Annotated in this window: 13 protein-coding genes and 1 pseudogene; 2 read left to right on the top strand and 12 right to left on the bottom strand. The window is 31.2% G+C overall.

Annotated elements, in window-relative coordinates:
- Positions 1 to 53 precede the first annotated feature (53 nt).
- The gene (locus OZJ21_RS05465) at positions 54 to 215 is read left to right on the top strand and encodes a hypothetical protein (RefSeq protein WP_268857548.1); all 162 of its coding nucleotides are present in this window, start codon (positions 54 to 56) and stop codon (positions 213 to 215) included.
- Complete coding sequence (locus OZJ21_RS05460; RefSeq protein WP_268857547.1) at positions 151 to 840, top strand: AraC family transcriptional regulator; 690 nt, start codon at positions 151 to 153, stop codon at positions 838 to 840. The genes OZJ21_RS05465 and OZJ21_RS05460 overlap by 65 nt, the downstream gene beginning before the upstream one ends.
- Positions 841 to 916: 76 nt before the next feature.
- On the opposite strand, the gene OZJ21_RS05455 is transcribed toward OZJ21_RS05460, so the two are convergent.
- From OZJ21_RS05455 to OZJ21_RS05400, 12 genes and pseudogenes are all read right to left on the bottom strand, one after another.
- On the bottom strand, positions 917 to 1,522 hold the full coding sequence (locus OZJ21_RS05455) for a YczE/YyaS/YitT family protein (protein ID WP_268857546.1): 606 nt from the start codon (positions 1,520 to 1,522) through the stop codon (positions 917 to 919).
- A pseudogene (locus tag OZJ21_RS05450) lies at positions 1,515 to 3,751 on the bottom strand (alpha-galactosidase). Before OZJ21_RS05450 ends, OZJ21_RS05455 begins: the two are co-directional and overlap by 8 nt.
- A gap of 329 nt (positions 3,752 to 4,080) precedes the next feature.
- Positions 4,081 to 7,041 (bottom strand): DUF3427 domain-containing protein, encoded by a 2,961-nt coding sequence (locus OZJ21_RS05445; protein WP_268857545.1) that lies wholly within the window; start codon positions 7,039 to 7,041, stop codon positions 4,081 to 4,083.
- Complete coding sequence (locus OZJ21_RS05440) at positions 7,028 to 7,450, bottom strand: (deoxy)nucleoside triphosphate pyrophosphohydrolase (protein WP_193524269.1); 423 nt, start codon at positions 7,448 to 7,450, stop codon at positions 7,028 to 7,030. Before OZJ21_RS05440 ends, OZJ21_RS05445 begins: the two co-directional genes overlap by 14 nt.
- 212 nt (positions 7,451 to 7,662) lie before the next feature.
- The gene (locus OZJ21_RS05435; protein WP_160993822.1) at positions 7,663 to 8,409 is read right to left on the bottom strand and encodes an EAL domain-containing protein; all 747 of its coding nucleotides are present in this window, start codon (positions 8,407 to 8,409) and stop codon (positions 7,663 to 7,665) included.
- Between the two features lie 99 nt (positions 8,410 to 8,508).
- Positions 8,509 to 9,369 (bottom strand): GGDEF domain-containing protein, encoded by an 861-nt coding sequence (locus OZJ21_RS05430; RefSeq protein ID WP_201897609.1) that lies wholly within the window; start codon positions 9,367 to 9,369, stop codon positions 8,509 to 8,511.
- Positions 9,356 to 11,428: a cellulose biosynthesis cyclic di-GMP-binding regulatory protein BcsB gene (locus tag OZJ21_RS05425; protein ID WP_193524404.1), complete on the bottom strand. Its 2,073-nt coding sequence runs from the start codon at positions 11,426 to 11,428 to the stop codon at positions 9,356 to 9,358. The genes OZJ21_RS05430 and OZJ21_RS05425 overlap by 14 nt, the downstream gene beginning before the upstream one ends.
- A gap of 1 nt (position 11,429) precedes the next feature.
- Positions 11,430 to 12,677, bottom strand: a complete 1,248-nt coding sequence (locus OZJ21_RS05420; RefSeq protein WP_003707595.1) for a glycosyltransferase family 2 protein — start codon at positions 12,675 to 12,677, stop codon at positions 11,430 to 11,432.
- An 8-nt stretch (positions 12,678 to 12,685) separates the two neighbouring features.
- On the bottom strand, positions 12,686 to 14,257 hold the full coding sequence (locus OZJ21_RS05415; RefSeq protein ID WP_268857544.1) for a hypothetical protein: 1,572 nt from the start codon (positions 14,255 to 14,257) through the stop codon (positions 12,686 to 12,688).
- Complete coding sequence (gene wsfD, locus OZJ21_RS05410; RefSeq protein WP_087366512.1) at positions 14,254 to 15,714, bottom strand: glycan biosynthesis hexose transferase WsfD; 1,461 nt, start codon at positions 15,712 to 15,714, stop codon at positions 14,254 to 14,256. The genes OZJ21_RS05415 and wsfD overlap by 4 nt, the downstream gene beginning before the upstream one ends.
- Positions 15,715 to 15,725: 11 nt before the next feature.
- Positions 15,726 to 16,781 carry a glycoside hydrolase family 8 gene (locus tag OZJ21_RS05405; RefSeq protein ID WP_099459759.1) on the bottom strand — a complete coding sequence of 352 codons (1,056 nt, stop codon included), beginning with the start codon at positions 16,779 to 16,781 and terminating at the stop codon, positions 15,726 to 15,728.
- On the bottom strand, positions 16,726 to 17,892 hold the full coding sequence (locus tag OZJ21_RS05400; RefSeq protein ID WP_268857650.1) for a GGDEF domain-containing protein: 1,167 nt from the start codon (positions 17,890 to 17,892) through the stop codon (positions 16,726 to 16,728). The genes OZJ21_RS05405 and OZJ21_RS05400 overlap by 56 nt, the downstream gene beginning before the upstream one ends.
- Positions 17,893 to 17,903 lie beyond the last annotated feature (11 nt).

Raw genomic sequence — 17,903 nt, 5'->3', positions numbered from 1 at the left:
AATTTTCTCGGTCTTTTTTATTATTTTATGCTATGATTAATCGTGGTGATTAAATGGAAAAAGCAGTTTCATTAAACTTTATTTCAGTTCCAAGTGATCAATTACAACTAGCAAATGTAGGACGCTCAGATACGTTGAGTGGACATAAGTATGGACCAGCAGTTAGACCATATTTACCTTATCCACTACATCTTAGCTGGTTCTGGAACATTTAAAACTGATCAATCAATCTACAAATTACATGCTGGACAAGGTTTTCTAATTGAACCAGGACAAGAAACGACCTATATTGCCGATAAAAATACACCTTGGTCTTATGTGTGGATTGGCTTTTCTGGTAATTTTGCTGATCAACTTATGCAGCAAATTCCACTAAATCAACGTGAACCAATTTTCAGTCTAAATGATCCCAAACGTTTAATTGAGTTAGTTAATTTATTGTTATTAAAGTCAGTTAATTCAACGACAAAGAAATTACTCAATCTTAGTTATTTGCTGGAATTTTTGAGTATTATTTCTAATGCTACAATTATATCTCGTAAGTCAACCACTTCTATTTCTGATGTTTATGTTGAGAAAGCTATTTCTTTAATTAATAAAAACTTTCCTAACATCTCAGCTGCTTCATTGGCACAAATGATCGGACTAGATAGAAGTTATCTGGGTAAGAGATTTAAGAAAGTAACAGGAATGACACTTCAAACCTATTTGAAAAATTATAAAATTACACAAGCACGACATTTAATTGAATCAACAAATCTTTCTTTGCTTGAAATTTCTCAAAAATGTGGCTACCAGCGGACTCCCTGGCAAGAACTTTTAAAGCTACCTATGGTTTAACACCTAGTGATTTCAGACTACAACAAAAAGAGCTTCTAACATTATGATTTTCATTAATGCTAGAAACTCTTTTTTACTATCTTAGCAGTGGCTCAGAAATATGATTATTAAACCACTGAATCATAGGCCCCATAAAGAAAGCTGTAATTAAAGTTCCTATTCCTACAGTAGCTCCAAAGATTAAACCTATTGTTACGCAAAAGCCATCTGTTATAATTCTATGATATTTAAAAGGTAATGCTCTATATTTATCTGCAGATATTAAAGCAATCGCGTCATATGCTGATACACCTAATGCTGCCGTAAAATATAATGAAGCTGCTAAACACATTAAACCTAACCCTGACAGTAATAGTATGATTCGAATTAAATATGTTGGAGCTTTTACAAAACCATTCAAAAAAGCTAATGTATAGTCAGCTATTATTCCTGTTAACAGTAGATTAGCCAGTGTGGTGTAGCCAAGATAACTTCTTTTTAAGAAGATTACAACAAGCAATAAAATAGAAGTTACTATTAAGTAAAAAGTTCCATAACTACTACCAAAAATATTGGCAATTCCCGTAACAAAGCAACTAAATGGATCCAAGCCTAAAGATGAATCTTGTAAAATTCCCACAGAACAACCACATAAAGTTGTTCCAGATATTGCCATTATGCGTTTTTTTGTCAGTCTAGTCACTTAATTCCCCACACCTTTCTAAAATAAATAGTTTACTATAAAAATCAGTTGTTTCTTGATTTTGACCAGCAGAGGCATCTGTTGTAACCAAACCTATATTAGCTAACTCGTCACCAGTAAAATTACCTAAGTATGAACCTAATTCTTCTTGGACATTATATAGAGTATCTGCTTCTAATCCTGGCAAGTATAATCGTCTGTATTCACAATTTACATCATTTAAAATCTTATAGTATCCCACTATTGCTTGTGATTTATCTTCAGATACAACCATCCAAGATACAATATTTCCTTCAAAAGGACTCTTTAAGCGATAAAAAGTGCCATATTGGAATATACTACGATATTTTTTCATAAGTTCGATTTGTTTCTTAATACTTGCTAACTCTGTTGAACTTAATTTATCTAAATCAAGTTCATATCCAAAAGCTCCAAAGAAAGCAACATCTCCCCTTATCTTCAATGGTGTATTTCGTCCGAGTTGTTCATTAGGTGAAGCTGAAACATGTGCTCCCATCATACTTTGCGGATATCCAAAACTCGTTCCATACTGAATTTTTAAACGCTCAATTGCATCGCTATCATCACTCGTCCAAGCTTGTGGAGCATAATATAACATTCCAGCATCAAATCTCCCACCACCACTTGCACAAGATTCAAATAGAATTTTGGGATAGCGTTCAATTAAACGTTCATATAAATTATAGACACCTAAAATGTAGCGATGCATGATTTCTCCTTGTTGTTCTGGAGGATAAGCTATTGAATAACATTCAGTAATATTACGATTCATATCCCATTTAATATAATCTATCTCACCTTCATCTAAAATCTTAACTAACTGCTCATAAATATTATCAACTACTTCTTTCCTTGAAAAATCTAAAACGTATTGTTTTCTACCATGTGAAGCGTGTCGTTTAGGTGTTTCAATAATGTAGTCTGGGTGTTTTCGATAGAGATCACTATCTTTATTGACCATTTCCGGCTCAAGCCATAAACCAAACATCATTCCCAAGTCATGAATTTTCCTTGATAAACCTGAAATTCCATTTTTTAATCGATTTCGATTAACGTACCAATCACCTAAACCTGCTGTTTCTTTTGTTCTCTCTCCAAACCAACCATCATCTAATACAAATAATTCAATTCCCAATTTTTTTGCTTTCTTCGCGATTGATAATAGCTTCTCTTCAGTAAAATCAAAATAAGTAGCTTCCCAATTATTAATCAAAATTGGACGTTCTTTATCTCTCCAATATCCTCGAGCTAGCCTAGTCGTATACAATTTTTGGAAAGTCTGACTAAGTTGGTTTAATCCTTCGCTAGTATAAGCTAAAATTGCTTCTGGTGTTTGGAACGTTTCATTTGGCTTAAACACCAACTGAACTGGAATGGATCTATTCCAATTTGTAAACGAGTTACTGAATATTCATCTACTTCTGCTTGGGCTAAAAAGTTACCACTGTATACAAAACTAACCCCTAAAGCTTCACCTTGTTCTTCTGTCGTAAATGGTCTTTTTAGGATAACAAAAGGATTCTGCATATGACTTGAAGCACCTCTAGCACTATTTATTGCTTGAATTCCTGGACGTAAAGGTGTCTTATGTAAGTGTCTTTCTCGACCCCAAGCACCTGAAAATTGTAACCATTCATAATCAGCATCCGGCAAATCTAAATTTAAACTTAGTGCCGTTTTTAACTGATATTTTTGATCACTATTATTACTAAACTTCACACTTCTAGCAATTGCAGCACTATTTTCAAAAATAGTATATTGTAAGCACAATGTAACTTGAATTAATTCATCATACAAATTTATTTCAAGTGTAGTTGCTTCACTTTCATTTTCTACATAAGTTGCTGGCAACCCCGTTAATTTTCTCTTTCCAGCATAAATTTTATGAGAAACATATTTAAAATCAGTAATTCGACTGCCATTAGGTTGTTTTATATCAAGTGCTGGACGTCGTTGATCTGTCGTACCATAAGCTGGATATTCTTGTTTTACGTTTCCTAATGAAAATGAATAGTCATCATCAAAAACATAGGAAGTAACTGGGCGATATGTATTCTCTACTAAATAGTCATGATTTTCTCTGTTAGGAATACGCTTCCCAAAATACAATTGTCCTAGCTGTTCATTAGCTAAAATTTTAATTAAGTAACTAATTTTGTTATTATACAAGTGAAACTCTCTGCTTTGTTCGTTATATGTAATTGGCATACTAATTTCCTCCTGACTTATATCTTCTAACCACTTTAAATATAACGAATCTTACATCTAAATGTTCCGCTATTTGCGACTTAGAAACTGCAAAAAGCGTACTCATTTCATTGCTCAAAATTCATTTTCACAATAAAAAATACCTCATAACTGTCAGTTTTACCTAACAATTATGAGGTACTAAATTATAATTTCATGAATAAAATTGGATAAAGATTTTTTGCTCATATATTTCAAATCCTTCATAAACCTTAACCCATATGCTCATAAAAAATTTGCTTGTAAATTTTATTCATTAGCAACTAAATTCTTCTACATTTTTTCTTTGTTTACCCATTACTTCCTTCAGTCAGCATCCTATATCTTGTAAGTGAGATTGGAGTATCTAACTTAAGATCATACGAAACAATTGGTGTATTTACTAACTTACCTTTTTTATCTATTTCTCTATATTCTTGTTTCAGAGAATCAGCTGTTACTTTACCTGTTCCTAAGTAAACAAACTCATCATCATCTTCAGCATCTGATCTCTTTACGAAAAGCAAATATGTTAATTTGGGGTTTCCTTCACTAACTCCGGCAAACATCTTTAATGTTTCACCTTTTCCTAATTTCCTTCCATTTTTTGTATAACAATGAATTTTGCCATTAGATATAAATCTATCCTCATACTTAATAGAATCTTCTATATCATTACTCTTCACATAAGTTACAAAAATTGGACAATAACCATTTTCAATAAAGTATCCCCCTATACTTTGAGCTGGTATTTTTCTCTGCCAATTCAATAATCTATTGACGTCTGATCTAGTATATCTTTTTTCTATCGTAAAGATATTTTTCTTATCATATTCACGAGCATTCAATAATCCAGCTTTAATAACATCTACAAAGAGCTTTTTAAAGCCATGATCCTTTTCTAACAATTCAGAGATCTCTTTATTGAAACGATATTCCTTATTATTACCGATTTCAATTAATGCTTGCCCACCTAATTTAGCGAATTCTGTTTTATTTTTCTCTTTATCATTCTTATCATCATAACTCTTAGGTTTGTAATACTCTAGAGTTAGAATTCTTTCCACACTATTCAATACATCATCATTACAGTAACTTCCATTATCAACTACTAGTTTTTCCAACTCTGATCTAGAACTCACACCATTGTCTAAAAGTTTTTGCAATAACAATAATTCGTGTATTCTTTTTCCACTTAAAAATTCTGATGTAATAAAAGTAAGGGTCTTATCTAAATAATCATTTTCCCATGAATAAGCAGCGTCTTTATCAACCTTAAGAAGAAAATCATTATAATTACCTTTTTTATTCAAAATAGACAAAATAGCTTGTGAAGCAACCATGTTATTCTTTATAAAATCGGCTATCAATGGTGTTTTATTCAAACGTCTCTTTAATTCTTGATAATCCTTTTTTATCTCTAAAGTAAAGAGATTTTTCTTTCCTCTCAACTGTTTCAAAATTCGCTTTTTGGCAACTAATTCAAAATTAATTGTCGATAAACCTTCTATTTGTCCAGTTTCAACGTGTTCTCTAATGCCTTCACGTGTCCTAGATTGGTCACCTGTCAGCGCTACTGGTATCAAATAATTATTCTTGTAATTACCAATGAAATCTATAACCGTTAAATATTCTTTTCCTTGAGCCTTTCTTAAACCTCGACCTAATTGTTGAACAAATACTATTACAGATTCTGTTTTTCTCATCATAATTACCTGATTTATAAAAGGAATATCTATCCCTTCATTAAAAATATCTACTGTAACTAGATATGTTAATTCTCCATTTTTTAGTTTTTCAATAGCTTGTTCACGTTGTTCTTGACTATCTTCACCACTTAACATTTGTGATGGATATCCATATTTGGTTAGTAACTTAGCAATTTCATCTGCTTCTTCTTTTCTACTAACGAAAACTAAGCCATGTAGTACATCGCCATCATAGCCATAATACTTGCTTTGTTCCACGACATATTTTACTCGTTCTTCACTAACCAGATATTTCAAATTAGTATTATCATCAATAACTTCGCCATTGTATGTATAATCAGATACACCTATATAGTGGAAAGGTACTAACATTTCTTCTTCCAATGCTTCTTGTAATCTAATCTCATAAGGAACATTATAGTCAAATAATTCATAAATATTCTTATCATCACTTCGTTCAGGTGTGGCTGTCATTCCTAACAAGAAATCTGGAGTAAAATAGTCTAGTAATTTCCCATATATTTTACTCCCAACATGGTGAGCTTCATCAATTAAAATATAATCAAATTCATCTCTTTTAAACTGGTTCAAATTTTCAGCTTTACTCAAAGTTTGAACTGTTGCAAATAAATATTTTGCATCAGTATTTTTAGTATTTCCAGATAATATTCCATAATTTGTCTTTTTATCTCCACCTAGTACTTTATGGAAACTATCTAAGGATTTCTTTAGTATTTGTTCTCTATGAGCTACAAATAAAAAGCGTTTAGGATTATAATTTTTCACATCTAAAGCAGCTAAATATGTTTTACCAGTCCCTGTTGCAGAGATAATTAAACCCTTTGTTTCTCTCAAAAGCCTTAATTTTTGTAGATTTTCCAATGCCTCTTTTTGCATCTTATTTGGTTTAATTATAGAGTAATTACTGTTATCTTCATCTACCGATTGAGAAACAACTTTTATCGCAGGTTTATTTTGAATCTTGTATTTTTTCTCATACTCATCAATCCACTCAGGAGATAATTTGCTAGCTCCTTTCCATTGTTCCTCTATTTCTGAAGCTATGTCTTCTGTGAGTTTTCCGTTATTATGAGAAGTAAAAAGTAAATTCCATTCCTTATTTACTTTTAAAGCACCAGCAGTAAAATTAGAACTTCCCACTAGCGCAGACTGATAACCTTCATGTTGAAATAGATAGCCTTTCGCATGAAATTTACCATGATTCTGTTCATAGACTCTTATTTCAACATTTGGTAGCTTTAATAATTCTCTAAACATCTGAGGTTTATTAAAGTATAGATATGTAGATGTCAATATTCTTCCTTGAACATTCAGATCTTTCAAAACTGTCTTTAAAGAGTTAAGAATACCACTCTCAATAAAAGCCACCGCAAATGTAAAAGATTTACAATGTTGAACTTCATCCAAGATACGATTATACATTGTTTCATCTTTGGTATTAGCAATTAATTTGGCAGCATATTCATCATTTTGTTCAAATATATTTTTGTCCAAAAAAGAATTCAAAATTGCATTCTTTATTTTTTGGTTAGTCGACTGCATCGAATTTTACCCCATTTAAATTTATTTTACTTATTACTTTAGCAGCAGGAATATCTGCTGGAGCCCAAGTTAATTTTGAAACTTCTGCCGGATCAATCCATTTTACCTCACTATGGGCAATTAAATCGAAATTCTTTGACAAAAATTTAGCATAATAAACTGTCAAATGTACTGTTCCAAATTCATATTCATAGCTTGCTGTTTCGGTAACTTTTTCTCCTACAATAATCTCATCATTAAACTCTTCTTTTAACTCACGCTTAAGACTTTCTTTCGGTAGCTCACCTTGTTCAATTTTGCCACCAGGAAATTCCCATAAATCTCCTAATATACGATCACTATTTCTCTTAGTAACTAATAATTTACCATCTTCTATTAGCGCAGCTCCAACAACATAAATATTCTTCATAAACTTTCTCCTAATCCAACTATTAATCTATTCTAAGAATACCAGCTTTATTTTAAAAAGTTAATACTAGGATTAATTTTTGCTCCCTATCATTAGTTACCATACATATACATTACAAAAATAAAAAATTCGACTCTCAATCTTGCATTTACAAAACTAAGAGTCGAATTTATATTCTCATTTAGAAACTATTTTCTAGTTTCTTCTGCTACTTATTCAAATTCTTTAAAACTATGTACTTCTTTGGGACTTATATAATCTTGAGGTACTTGCCAGAAAAAACCTTGTTGTAGCTTAATATTATGGCACAGCATTTCCTTAGCTGCAACATCATCTTCAATACCTTCAATTACTAATTCAACATTATTGGTCTTTGCAAAATTCAGCCAAGACAAAATGAATAGATTCTTTGTTTTTGAAGCTGTACTATCATCATTAAAAATTAACAAGGATAACTTAACCCTATCAATACCTTTGATATTTTCTTGAACAACTTTAAAACTATACTGACCGGAACTAATATCATCTAAAGCTACACGATAGCCTAAATCTTTTATATGCTTAACTGTATCAATTAAACCCTTTTTCAAGTTTAATTCTTGCGATACACGCTCTGTAATTTCAATTGTAATTTGCTGGTTGTACTCAACCATTTTATCCAAAAAATCCCAGGTTGATTGATACAAAAATTGATGTGGATCAATATTTATATCTACTCTAACTTTTTTGTCTGTTAAAACTTTCTTTATTTCAAGAGTAAACCATTCCCAAAACATTTGATTACAACTTTCATTATTTACAATCTTTTCAAATATTGTAGCAGGGAAACTCTTCTTGTCCTTCGACCGCAACAATACCTCGTAATCAGATATTTCAAATGTATCTTCATTAACTATTCTGACTATAGGTTGAAATGCTAAAGTTAGATTATCCAGTGCTATGTTTAAAGTAGAATTCATTCCATCTCCTCCTCTAGTCAAATCTAATCCCACTAGCTAAATTATATACTTATATTATCATTATGTAAATAATTTCAATATACAATTCAACTTATATAACTAAACGTCGTATTGAAGTACATGCTGAGCAGAGTCAATAAATTGGCTGACACTCTTTATCTTATCTTCATTGTATTCAACAACTCCAATAGAAATTTGAATATCATACTTTCCTAATTCCTTATCTTCACGTAGTAAAGTAGTTACTCTTTGCTTAATTCTATCCATCGCTACCATCGCTCCATCATAATCCGCGAATAATAGAACTCCCCATTGAGGTACACCACCTACACCATCAATACTGTAAACAATGTCATTATTTCTAAAACTCTCAGATAAAATATCTGATAATTTTTTGATCAAATGATGTTGTTGTTCTTCAGTTAAAATATTCATAATTTGATGGAAGTAACGAATTGAAATTATTCCCGTTGAAACAGGAATATCAAAACGTTTATGAGTTTCAATAAATACCTCTGCGTCTTGACGATAAGATCTCATGGTACGCAAGTCTGTTTCACTATTATATCCCAGATTACGTGCATTACTTTCTCTAAGACTTAGATTTTCTTCTTGTAGTTTTTGAAGATTTCGTGTCATAAAGCTTACTAATAATGACCAAATCAATGGTAAGAAAATCCAAACAATTAACCATAAATCTAGTTCTTCTCCTAAGACCACATCTGCATATAAAACATAACTTCCCTGAATAAAGACAAACAGTAAATTAAAGATTAATCCAGCTAATAGGCCGAGAAAATAAGTAATCAATGCTAAGAAACAAGTAATTGCTAAGAAAACACAATTCAAAATCATCAAATTAGATGAAATTCCAACGAAAATAGCTGTCATGATTGAACAAACTAACAACGAGATAATATAAATATCAGTATTTAAACTATAATTCTCATTTCTTCTCATTATTTTTATCCTTTCTTAACAGATTATTTTTCCATAGAACCATAAAGATTGCTGCAGCTAGCAAAGCAACAAAAATTAAAGCAATTACTAAGTAAATGATCAACTTGGTATTTTTGTGAATTGTTTGCTTCAAAGATACCTTTTTATCTAAATCAGCTTTCTTCTTGAAACGATAATTATAAATATTATTATCATTATCCACCACAATTGCATCGCCACCATGTTCAACAATGGTCTTTTGATAATTAATTTGTGTTGATGCTAGATAAACGTCTTTAGATGTAATACCTGTTACAACTAACATACCTCTCTTATCATTGTAAGGAGAGCGCAATAATTGAGCTGTACCCATTGTCTTACCATAATCATATTCGATACTCAATTTTTCATTAGAGATAAAGCTTGTATATTTTTTATTATATTGGAAATAAAGTTTGTCATTTAAGTTCTTAATCATAGAATTTTGACTAGGTGTTCCCAATACGATTACATTACTGTTCTTTAATGTTTCATCATCAGGTTGTTGACTATAGAATTCAATTTTTCCAGTATTGCTCTTAGCATAGATACCAATCAAATTGAAAATATTAGATAATGCTTCAAAATCATTTGTTGTCATCTTTCTAGGCTTAACAACTGCTAAGTTACTATAAGTATTGTTTCTAATGAATAAACTTGGATAATTTGAAAATAGGATGTCGTTCTTTTCAATAGACTTAACAAAAATCTTTGAGTTAGTATTGATTACTGCCCAAGGTGTTTCACTATTATCTGACTTAGTAATTTGACTTGGTTCTAGATCAAAAGCTACTCTGACAGAAAAACCACTACCTATTTTCATATTATTAGGAATATTGAAGGTTAGCTCATCATTATCAGCATTATCTTTAGTTAACTTATAGCTGCCAATGTTGCGGTTATTGATATATACAGTTGCTAAAGAGTTGTTAAAATTCAAGTTCTTTGAATACTTCAAACTCAATTTTACCTTACTACCATAGGAGTTGCTTTGACTAGCTGGTAAAGCAACAAAGAATGTTTCTTCGTGATGTCCACTTCCAGTTAAAGTTGCTCCTTGATTAGTCAATTGGTAACTGCCATCGTAATGTAAGCTTGACATATAAGTTGCTGTCTTAGAGCTTACATACTTAACTGGCTTTTTAGTTTCTGTCATCAATTCTGTATTAGCTATAAAACGAGTTGCTTTTTGCAACATTTCATCATCTAAAGCTGTTATTATCAATGTGTATTTATTCTTACTATACACTAATCTTAAACAACCACGATTTTTCAATTTATCTACCGAGAACTTACCCTTATAATTCTTAGGTAAATTATCATATTTAGCGATAATAACGCGATAATCCGCGTCCTTAACTCTACCATCATTGTATGGCAAGATTCTAACCTTGTCTGTATCTGTTGCGATTGTTCTAGTTACCCCTGTTAAAGCATAAGTTGCAGCTGACAATTCAGCATCACTAGGTTGTTGAGGAACTGCAATAACAGATTGTCCAAATGAAATAGTATCTGCCCCTGAAAAATGATTATAGAAAGACTTCAAATAATAATCTGGTTGCTTTAAATTATATTGGAAGTTAACATTTGACTCTTCATAAATTGTTAACCAATTAGCAGGTGTCTGTACACTAACTGTTGATTTGTCAGACTTATTTAAAATTTGTCCGTAAATTTTAAGATTATTTGCCCCTTTAATTAAGTTTAGAGGAATATCAATTTGCTTAGTTTGAACACCATCTTTTATTTCAGGTCTAAATGAGTAAAATTTAACCCCATTAATTGATACTGTAATGTCAGATGTTTGATCATCAGCAATTTGTGAAACTTGGTAACTCAAGTTTAAAGTTGCTTTCTTAACATCCCAGTAATCAATTTTTGTAAAATATGTATTATCTGATACAGATTTTCCTGAAAGAGTTTGTGTTGAATTTTGAAATGGTTGCGTATAACTCTTCATGTCATCTGCCTTAACTTGTGTACACCACGAAATTATCAAAACTAACATTGATAAAATCGTAATGAATAATTCTTTCTTCATTCTATTCATACCTCTGTGTTTTATACCATTTAGCTTTTTTATGAAAAATTTGTTCTTGAACATACATGATCATGCCATAAAAGGCTACTATTAACCACATTTGACTATAGACTAGATACATCAAAACAATGATCAATAAATTTTGGAGCGTCATCTCACCCTTTTCTGTTGTAATAGTTATAAAAGTTCCTAATACAAATAAGATAACCGCAAAGAACCATAACCAATTACTAAAACCATTAATTGATGTATGAACTAATCCAGATACTGATAAAACAAAAACCGTATCTGAAATAACTAAAGATGTCATTAATAGAAAATAAATTGATAAAAAGTATATCAAATCAAAGCGAATAGCCTTACTCTTAGGATTAAATAGTAATTTCAAATTTTTTAAAATCACATAAATATTACCTTTAACCCATCTCGTTCTTTGTCTAAACCAAACCACAAAAGTTTGTGGCTCTTGTTCCCAGGTAACAGCTGCCGGTTGAAAATTAATGTGATAACCCATTAAATAAGTTCTAAAACTTATTTCTGTATCTTCAGCTAGGGCTTTTACGTCCCAACCACCAATTTTCTCCAGTAAACTACGACGAATAACAAAATTAGTTCCTGGTATTGTACATAAATTAAATAGTTTTTTTCTACCTGCTTGTGCCATCCATTGAAATGACAAAGTCTCAATATTAATAAATCGTGTTAATAAGCTAGCATTCTTATTACGTGTTCTGAATTTTCCAATTACTGCTCCAGCTTTATCATCAGCTAATAATTCAGATACTAAAATACGTAATGCCTGTTTTTCAGGAGTATTATCAGCATCATAAACTGCGATAATAGATCCTTTGGCCTCTTTTAAGCCAATATTTAAAGCATTAGACTTTCCTTTTCCCCCAGTTATATTATCAGTATTGATAATTTTAAGATTTCGGTTGGGATACTTACTTTGCACCTGTGCTAAAAGCTCGGCTGAATTGTCAGATGAATTATCATTAATTACAATAATTTCATATTTATCTTGAGGATAATCCAATGCTAGCAATGATTTTACCGTTCTAACAATTACAATACCTTCATTATGTGCAGGAACCATAATTGTTACAAATGGTGCATCTGCTGGTAATTTATCATGAACTTTCATTGTTAAATAATTCATATAACCAGCAAAAATCAAGACAACATTAACCGCTAAAATTGTCCAAATTGAAAAAATACTGATAAATAATAATATATCAAGTAATGACAACTACTTTCCTACTTTCTTTTAAATTTATCCCAATAAACTTTGCGACCTTTATAAATAAGTAAGACAAAGCCTATCAAAGTTACTAAAATGAAGACTGTTAAGAATTTACCTTGATAAGATAAGATCAAATTCAAACCAGTTTCTTGGTATTCTTTGTGTTTATGTTTCTTTTGAACTGGAGCAGTATCACTAATATTTTGTTCATTACCATTAACAAAATACGTTCCAGCATGGTATTCCAACTTCATTTTTGCAAAATTCATTTCTCTTGAATTATCTTCTGCAGCTGGATTTTCCCAATTTAATTCTGATCTCGAGACACTCTTCTCAACCTTACGTAATTCCGACAATGTTCGTGGCATTTTTATATTCAAGGCTGTCGGTAAAGTGTAATTTAAATTATTTGCTTTAGTCAAAGATACCGTCGTTTTAGCCTTATCCAAATCTTTTAAAGACATTACATAATATGCCTTATCAAATTCTTGACTATAATCCGTTTGCTTAACTTTTGGATATGTTTTAGGATCTGGCAGTAGCAAAACATTAGAAGCTGATTTTAATCCGACTTTTCCTAAAACTGCATCCTGATTCCAATGATTAGGCGTAGATAAACCAGTTGGATAAACACCACTTCTTACCATTAATTGCAGACGTTCACTCATTGTTGCCTTTAAATTCTGCGCATTAATTTCTTTGCCAGTATAGGAATATAAATATGGTACTCGCATAAAAATAATTCCATTTTTCAATTCAATCATTCTTAAAGAATACATATATTTCTTATAAGCAAATTGATTGGTATTACCTTCGACATTAGTTGCACTGACTGCAAAAGGAATATTATTACGATATAAATCATCAACTAACTTATCAAGATATTCTAGATTACTTGTTGGTGTAACATTATTAATTACTAATAATGGCCTACTATCTGTCTTCGTATTAAACAAATCAGCAATTAATTTCTCTTCACAATTAACTGCTAAACCACTAGTATTCCAAAATGGTAGGAAGGCATTACTATCTACTTTGACCCCATATGGTAAAGTTTTTTGATTTCCTACATTTTGCGTATTCAAAACACCATATTTATCACTACCAGCAACGTCTACCAAATATTCCATTCGATTAGTATATGGTATCTGTTCTGTTATTCCATCATCTGACAGTGTTAACTGCTGCTTAATAATCATACCTTTTTTTGCATGTAAGCCTTCTAATTCATCATCTTGTAAATTAGGCCCAATATGCAATTTAGTACCTGAGAATTTAGCTCTATCATGTGTAAAGCTATTATTACTTAAATCAGCTTCCTGCCAATTAATCAGAGTTACTACTCCCCGATATTTGTTGTCGCTCAATTCTCCACTTCGGTAATTTTCTAACATAACTGTTTTTACCTTTAATCCGTCTGCCGTTAACATTCTTTGCACAGAATCGATTTTTTTAGAACCGTTATAATAGACATTTTCACTATCATACACTAACAAAACTGGTCGGTTATCATCCGCCTGTACTGGAATATGTATACTCAAGATGCTGAGGATTGACAAACAAATTAATAATAAATATCTTTTCAATATTCACCCTCCCTCGAAGGATGCCAAAAATTATGATGTAAGACATCTGAAATTATCTGCAAGAAAATTAAGTTTAATGATAAAGGTACCATCAATAAATGCTTGGCTAAATCAGCATCACCGTCACCAACAACCGCTGTAATAAAGGTCCCTATTACCATTGTTGTATATCCAATTACCATAAAAACTTTAATTGCAGATTCCATTTCATTACTTTTTACGCTAATAACAAAAATTACTATATATAAAGCAACTAAAACTACACATAATGTCATATAGAAAGCAAACTTTTTAGGAAAGAAGGCTTTCATCATCGCTCCATATAAAGTAAAGTATTGTACTTGTTGATGCGGCTTTGCACCAGATTTTTTAGTAAAATCACCGACCGCTTTAATTTGTACCAGGTAGCCATCGCGTGCAGCTACGTCTAACATTTCATTAAATTGTTGTTCATGTGTTAGATAATATTTCAAAATCCAAGCAAAATTATATTTTGGAATAAAGTCCTTGGTTATGTTTTTGGATTTAATAGATGTTGCGGCATAAGTTTGAGTATAAATATCTCCTTTCAACAATCCATATTGACGAGATATTCCACCTTTTTCTAAAGAATTACCAGGATCTTGTTCTTTTAACATTACCCCTCGAGTCATTGATTGGTAACTATTAATATTACTGAATTGATCTGTAATCATTACATAAGTCGCAATCCCTGATCCCAGCAAGATTAAACAAGAAATCGGAATTAATAACCTAGAAAGTTTGTTTCTATATACAAAATAAATTCCGATCGTAACCACAACTAAACTCAATGCTATTGGTGCATTTTGCTGTTTAACAGTTACCAATGCTAATGATGCTAAAAAATACACTGCTAGCATATACCAACTACGAACAAAATGTTTTTTCATCAGTAATAATAAGGAAGCTGTAATATACATCATTGCTATTATCATAACTGGTTCAGCGAAAAAAGAGTTAAAATATAATGTCAGCGATGAATCAGCAAACATAAAAACTACAATTAACGCTATTACATAATCTACATTTTTTCGCCTGTTTGAGTTTGTCACAGCTAGAGTTAGTAAGTAAATTGCCCCTAAATAAAAGACGTAATAAACTAATCCCATAAACCTAATATCAAACACTGTTTTGCTGTAGAATAACTTATTTAATAATACTGCTGTTTTTACAAAAATACCTTGCGAAGAAAACAACATCGCAATATGTTCATTGTAGTATTTAAATAAACCATAATGTTGCGTTAAATAAGTTGTATACTGGTAATTCTTCGTATCTAATGGGTAGATTCCATTGATATAAATTACCCTGGCAAAATCCCCGTTATCTGCATATCCATTAATTGGAGATACAAATAACAAATACCCCACTATCATTGCTGCTAAAACACAGGCTAGTAGGGGCGGAGAAATATTTTTCCTAAATTTTTCTATCATTACTCACATTCCTATTGATTTAATGCTACTAAAGCATTTAATTCATTAAATGAATATACCTGTTTAGTCTTACTATCTCCAAAACTTCCGTAAATTTCAGATTTCTTATCTGTAACTTGCATCGATAGTAAAACTTTTTTTGCAGCATCATACAATTGGTCATCATGAACTGCATTCCCTATCATCATCGCAATTGCATAATTAGCTGCTGAAGTAGACTTATCTTCTGCCTTTCCTGTAACAGAATAAGCATTGTATAAAGTTTGTGTGTCTACTTTTTGTTTTACCCAATTCAAACTATCTTTAGGTAACTTATCTACCTCAGCTAAATGTAAAAATGTTATTAAAAGCTGAGGAGTTACCAACTTATCTTTAGCATATTTTTTATCCTTTAAGTTATAACTTTGATAATATAATGGCACTTCACGGCTAATTTTACCCTCTTCCACTACTCGTAAAGCTTTGTGATAACTCCTTGAATCTAATTTCTTCAAAACAGATAAATCTTGGTAGCACAAAGTAACCAACTGATTATGTGTCTTACTATCAAGACTATACATATCAGTCAATAAGCCTGCTTGTTTCACTCTTATACTTAATTTCTTGTATAGATCTTTAACTTCAGACTGATACTTTTTTGTGTGATTAACTTTATCATAAGTCATTAATGCGGATATAATACGCAAATCATCCACTGTTGCATTAACTTGATATTTATCTGGATGTTTGGCATCAAAACGATATAAGAATACTCCTTGACGATAAAAAGTTTTCTTCGTTAACGCATAAAATGCTCTAAACTTTTTATTTTGCTTTGTTTCAGCTAAATATTGTAGATAATATCCAGATGATTCACTTAAATATTGATGACCTGTTGCTAAAGTATCATCATTGCCTGTTTTTGCTAAATAATTAGTATATATTCCATATTTTCCTGTTAGCTTATTATCTATGAAATGAACCAGTGCATCACTAGAAGTAACTGTATCTGCCTTAACTAAATTTGGAAAATTAGTAGCTAAGAGGCATATCAGTATCAGTAGACTTCTTTTCCAAATCTTTAGCACAGGTTACACTCCCCTTTTTATGTCGTTTACTGTAATAGAGTGCTTTATCGGCCTCTCTTAAAACAGTTCTGATATCTTTCTTATCACATCCTAGGGCAATTCCTCCAGAAAATGTGACTGTAATTTTATCACCGGTTGCTGTTACATAATCTTTAGTTCGTAATTCTTCAGCTAGTTTATCTATCATCTCTAGACAATCTTCAACTGTTACTCCATGTACAGAAATACAAAATTCTTCTCCACCAAAACGATATACTGAAGCTAACTCGCCGAAATGAGCCTTAACTTCAGCAAATAAACGTTTAGTAAAATAAACTAATACATCATTACCCTCAAGATGACCATAAGTATCATTAATCTTTTTGAAATCATCAATATCCAAGATGCATATTATTTGATGTTTACTACTTTTTTGTGATAATTCATTCATATGACTATGAAATGAATCATAATTTAACAAGTTTGTTAATCCATCATGAGATACATCATATCTTGCCATTCTCAATTCTTCATATTGCTTAGTTAAGAAGTTAACGTAAACATTTGCCACAGCAAACATTAACAACGTCCCTAAAGTTACATCTATTATTGACGCAAATGTAAAATATGTTGCACTCATCGCATGATATTTACCAGGTAACACAAAATAAACCAATGGTGGAATTTGGTTAACAATTAGGAATTCTAATGTACATCGGTAGATCAATGGTAGTGCTTCAATTCTAATGAAGATTTCACATACAATGATTAGTAGTGCACCTTCCCAAGCAAAATTGAACATCGCTGCCGCAGGAATATCGTTGATAGTATATAGAAAGAAATTATCAAATAATGGCGCAAGTGCTAACATTACATATCCTAAATACTTTTCACGCATGTAATTTGATAAATAGAAGCTCAAAATCGCCATTGAATATTGATAATACAAGCCATCAATTGTGGAGTGACAAAATTCTATAATAAAGAATTGATATAAGCCAAAGATTAGTAATACAGCAACATAACTTTGAACCTTACTTAAACGTTCCTCAATATAACTTTTATAAAAAGTCCATTGACTGTATAATAGGCTAACTATCATCAAAGGCATAACTAATGACAAAATAATCATCTTATACAAGG

The organism is Ligilactobacillus sp. UO.C109, from assembly GCF_026847815.1.
In the GTDB taxonomy this organism is placed as follows: domain Bacteria; phylum Bacillota; class Bacilli; order Lactobacillales; family Lactobacillaceae; genus Ligilactobacillus; species Ligilactobacillus salivarius.
This window is presented reverse-complemented; position numbering and strand designations above follow the sequence as displayed.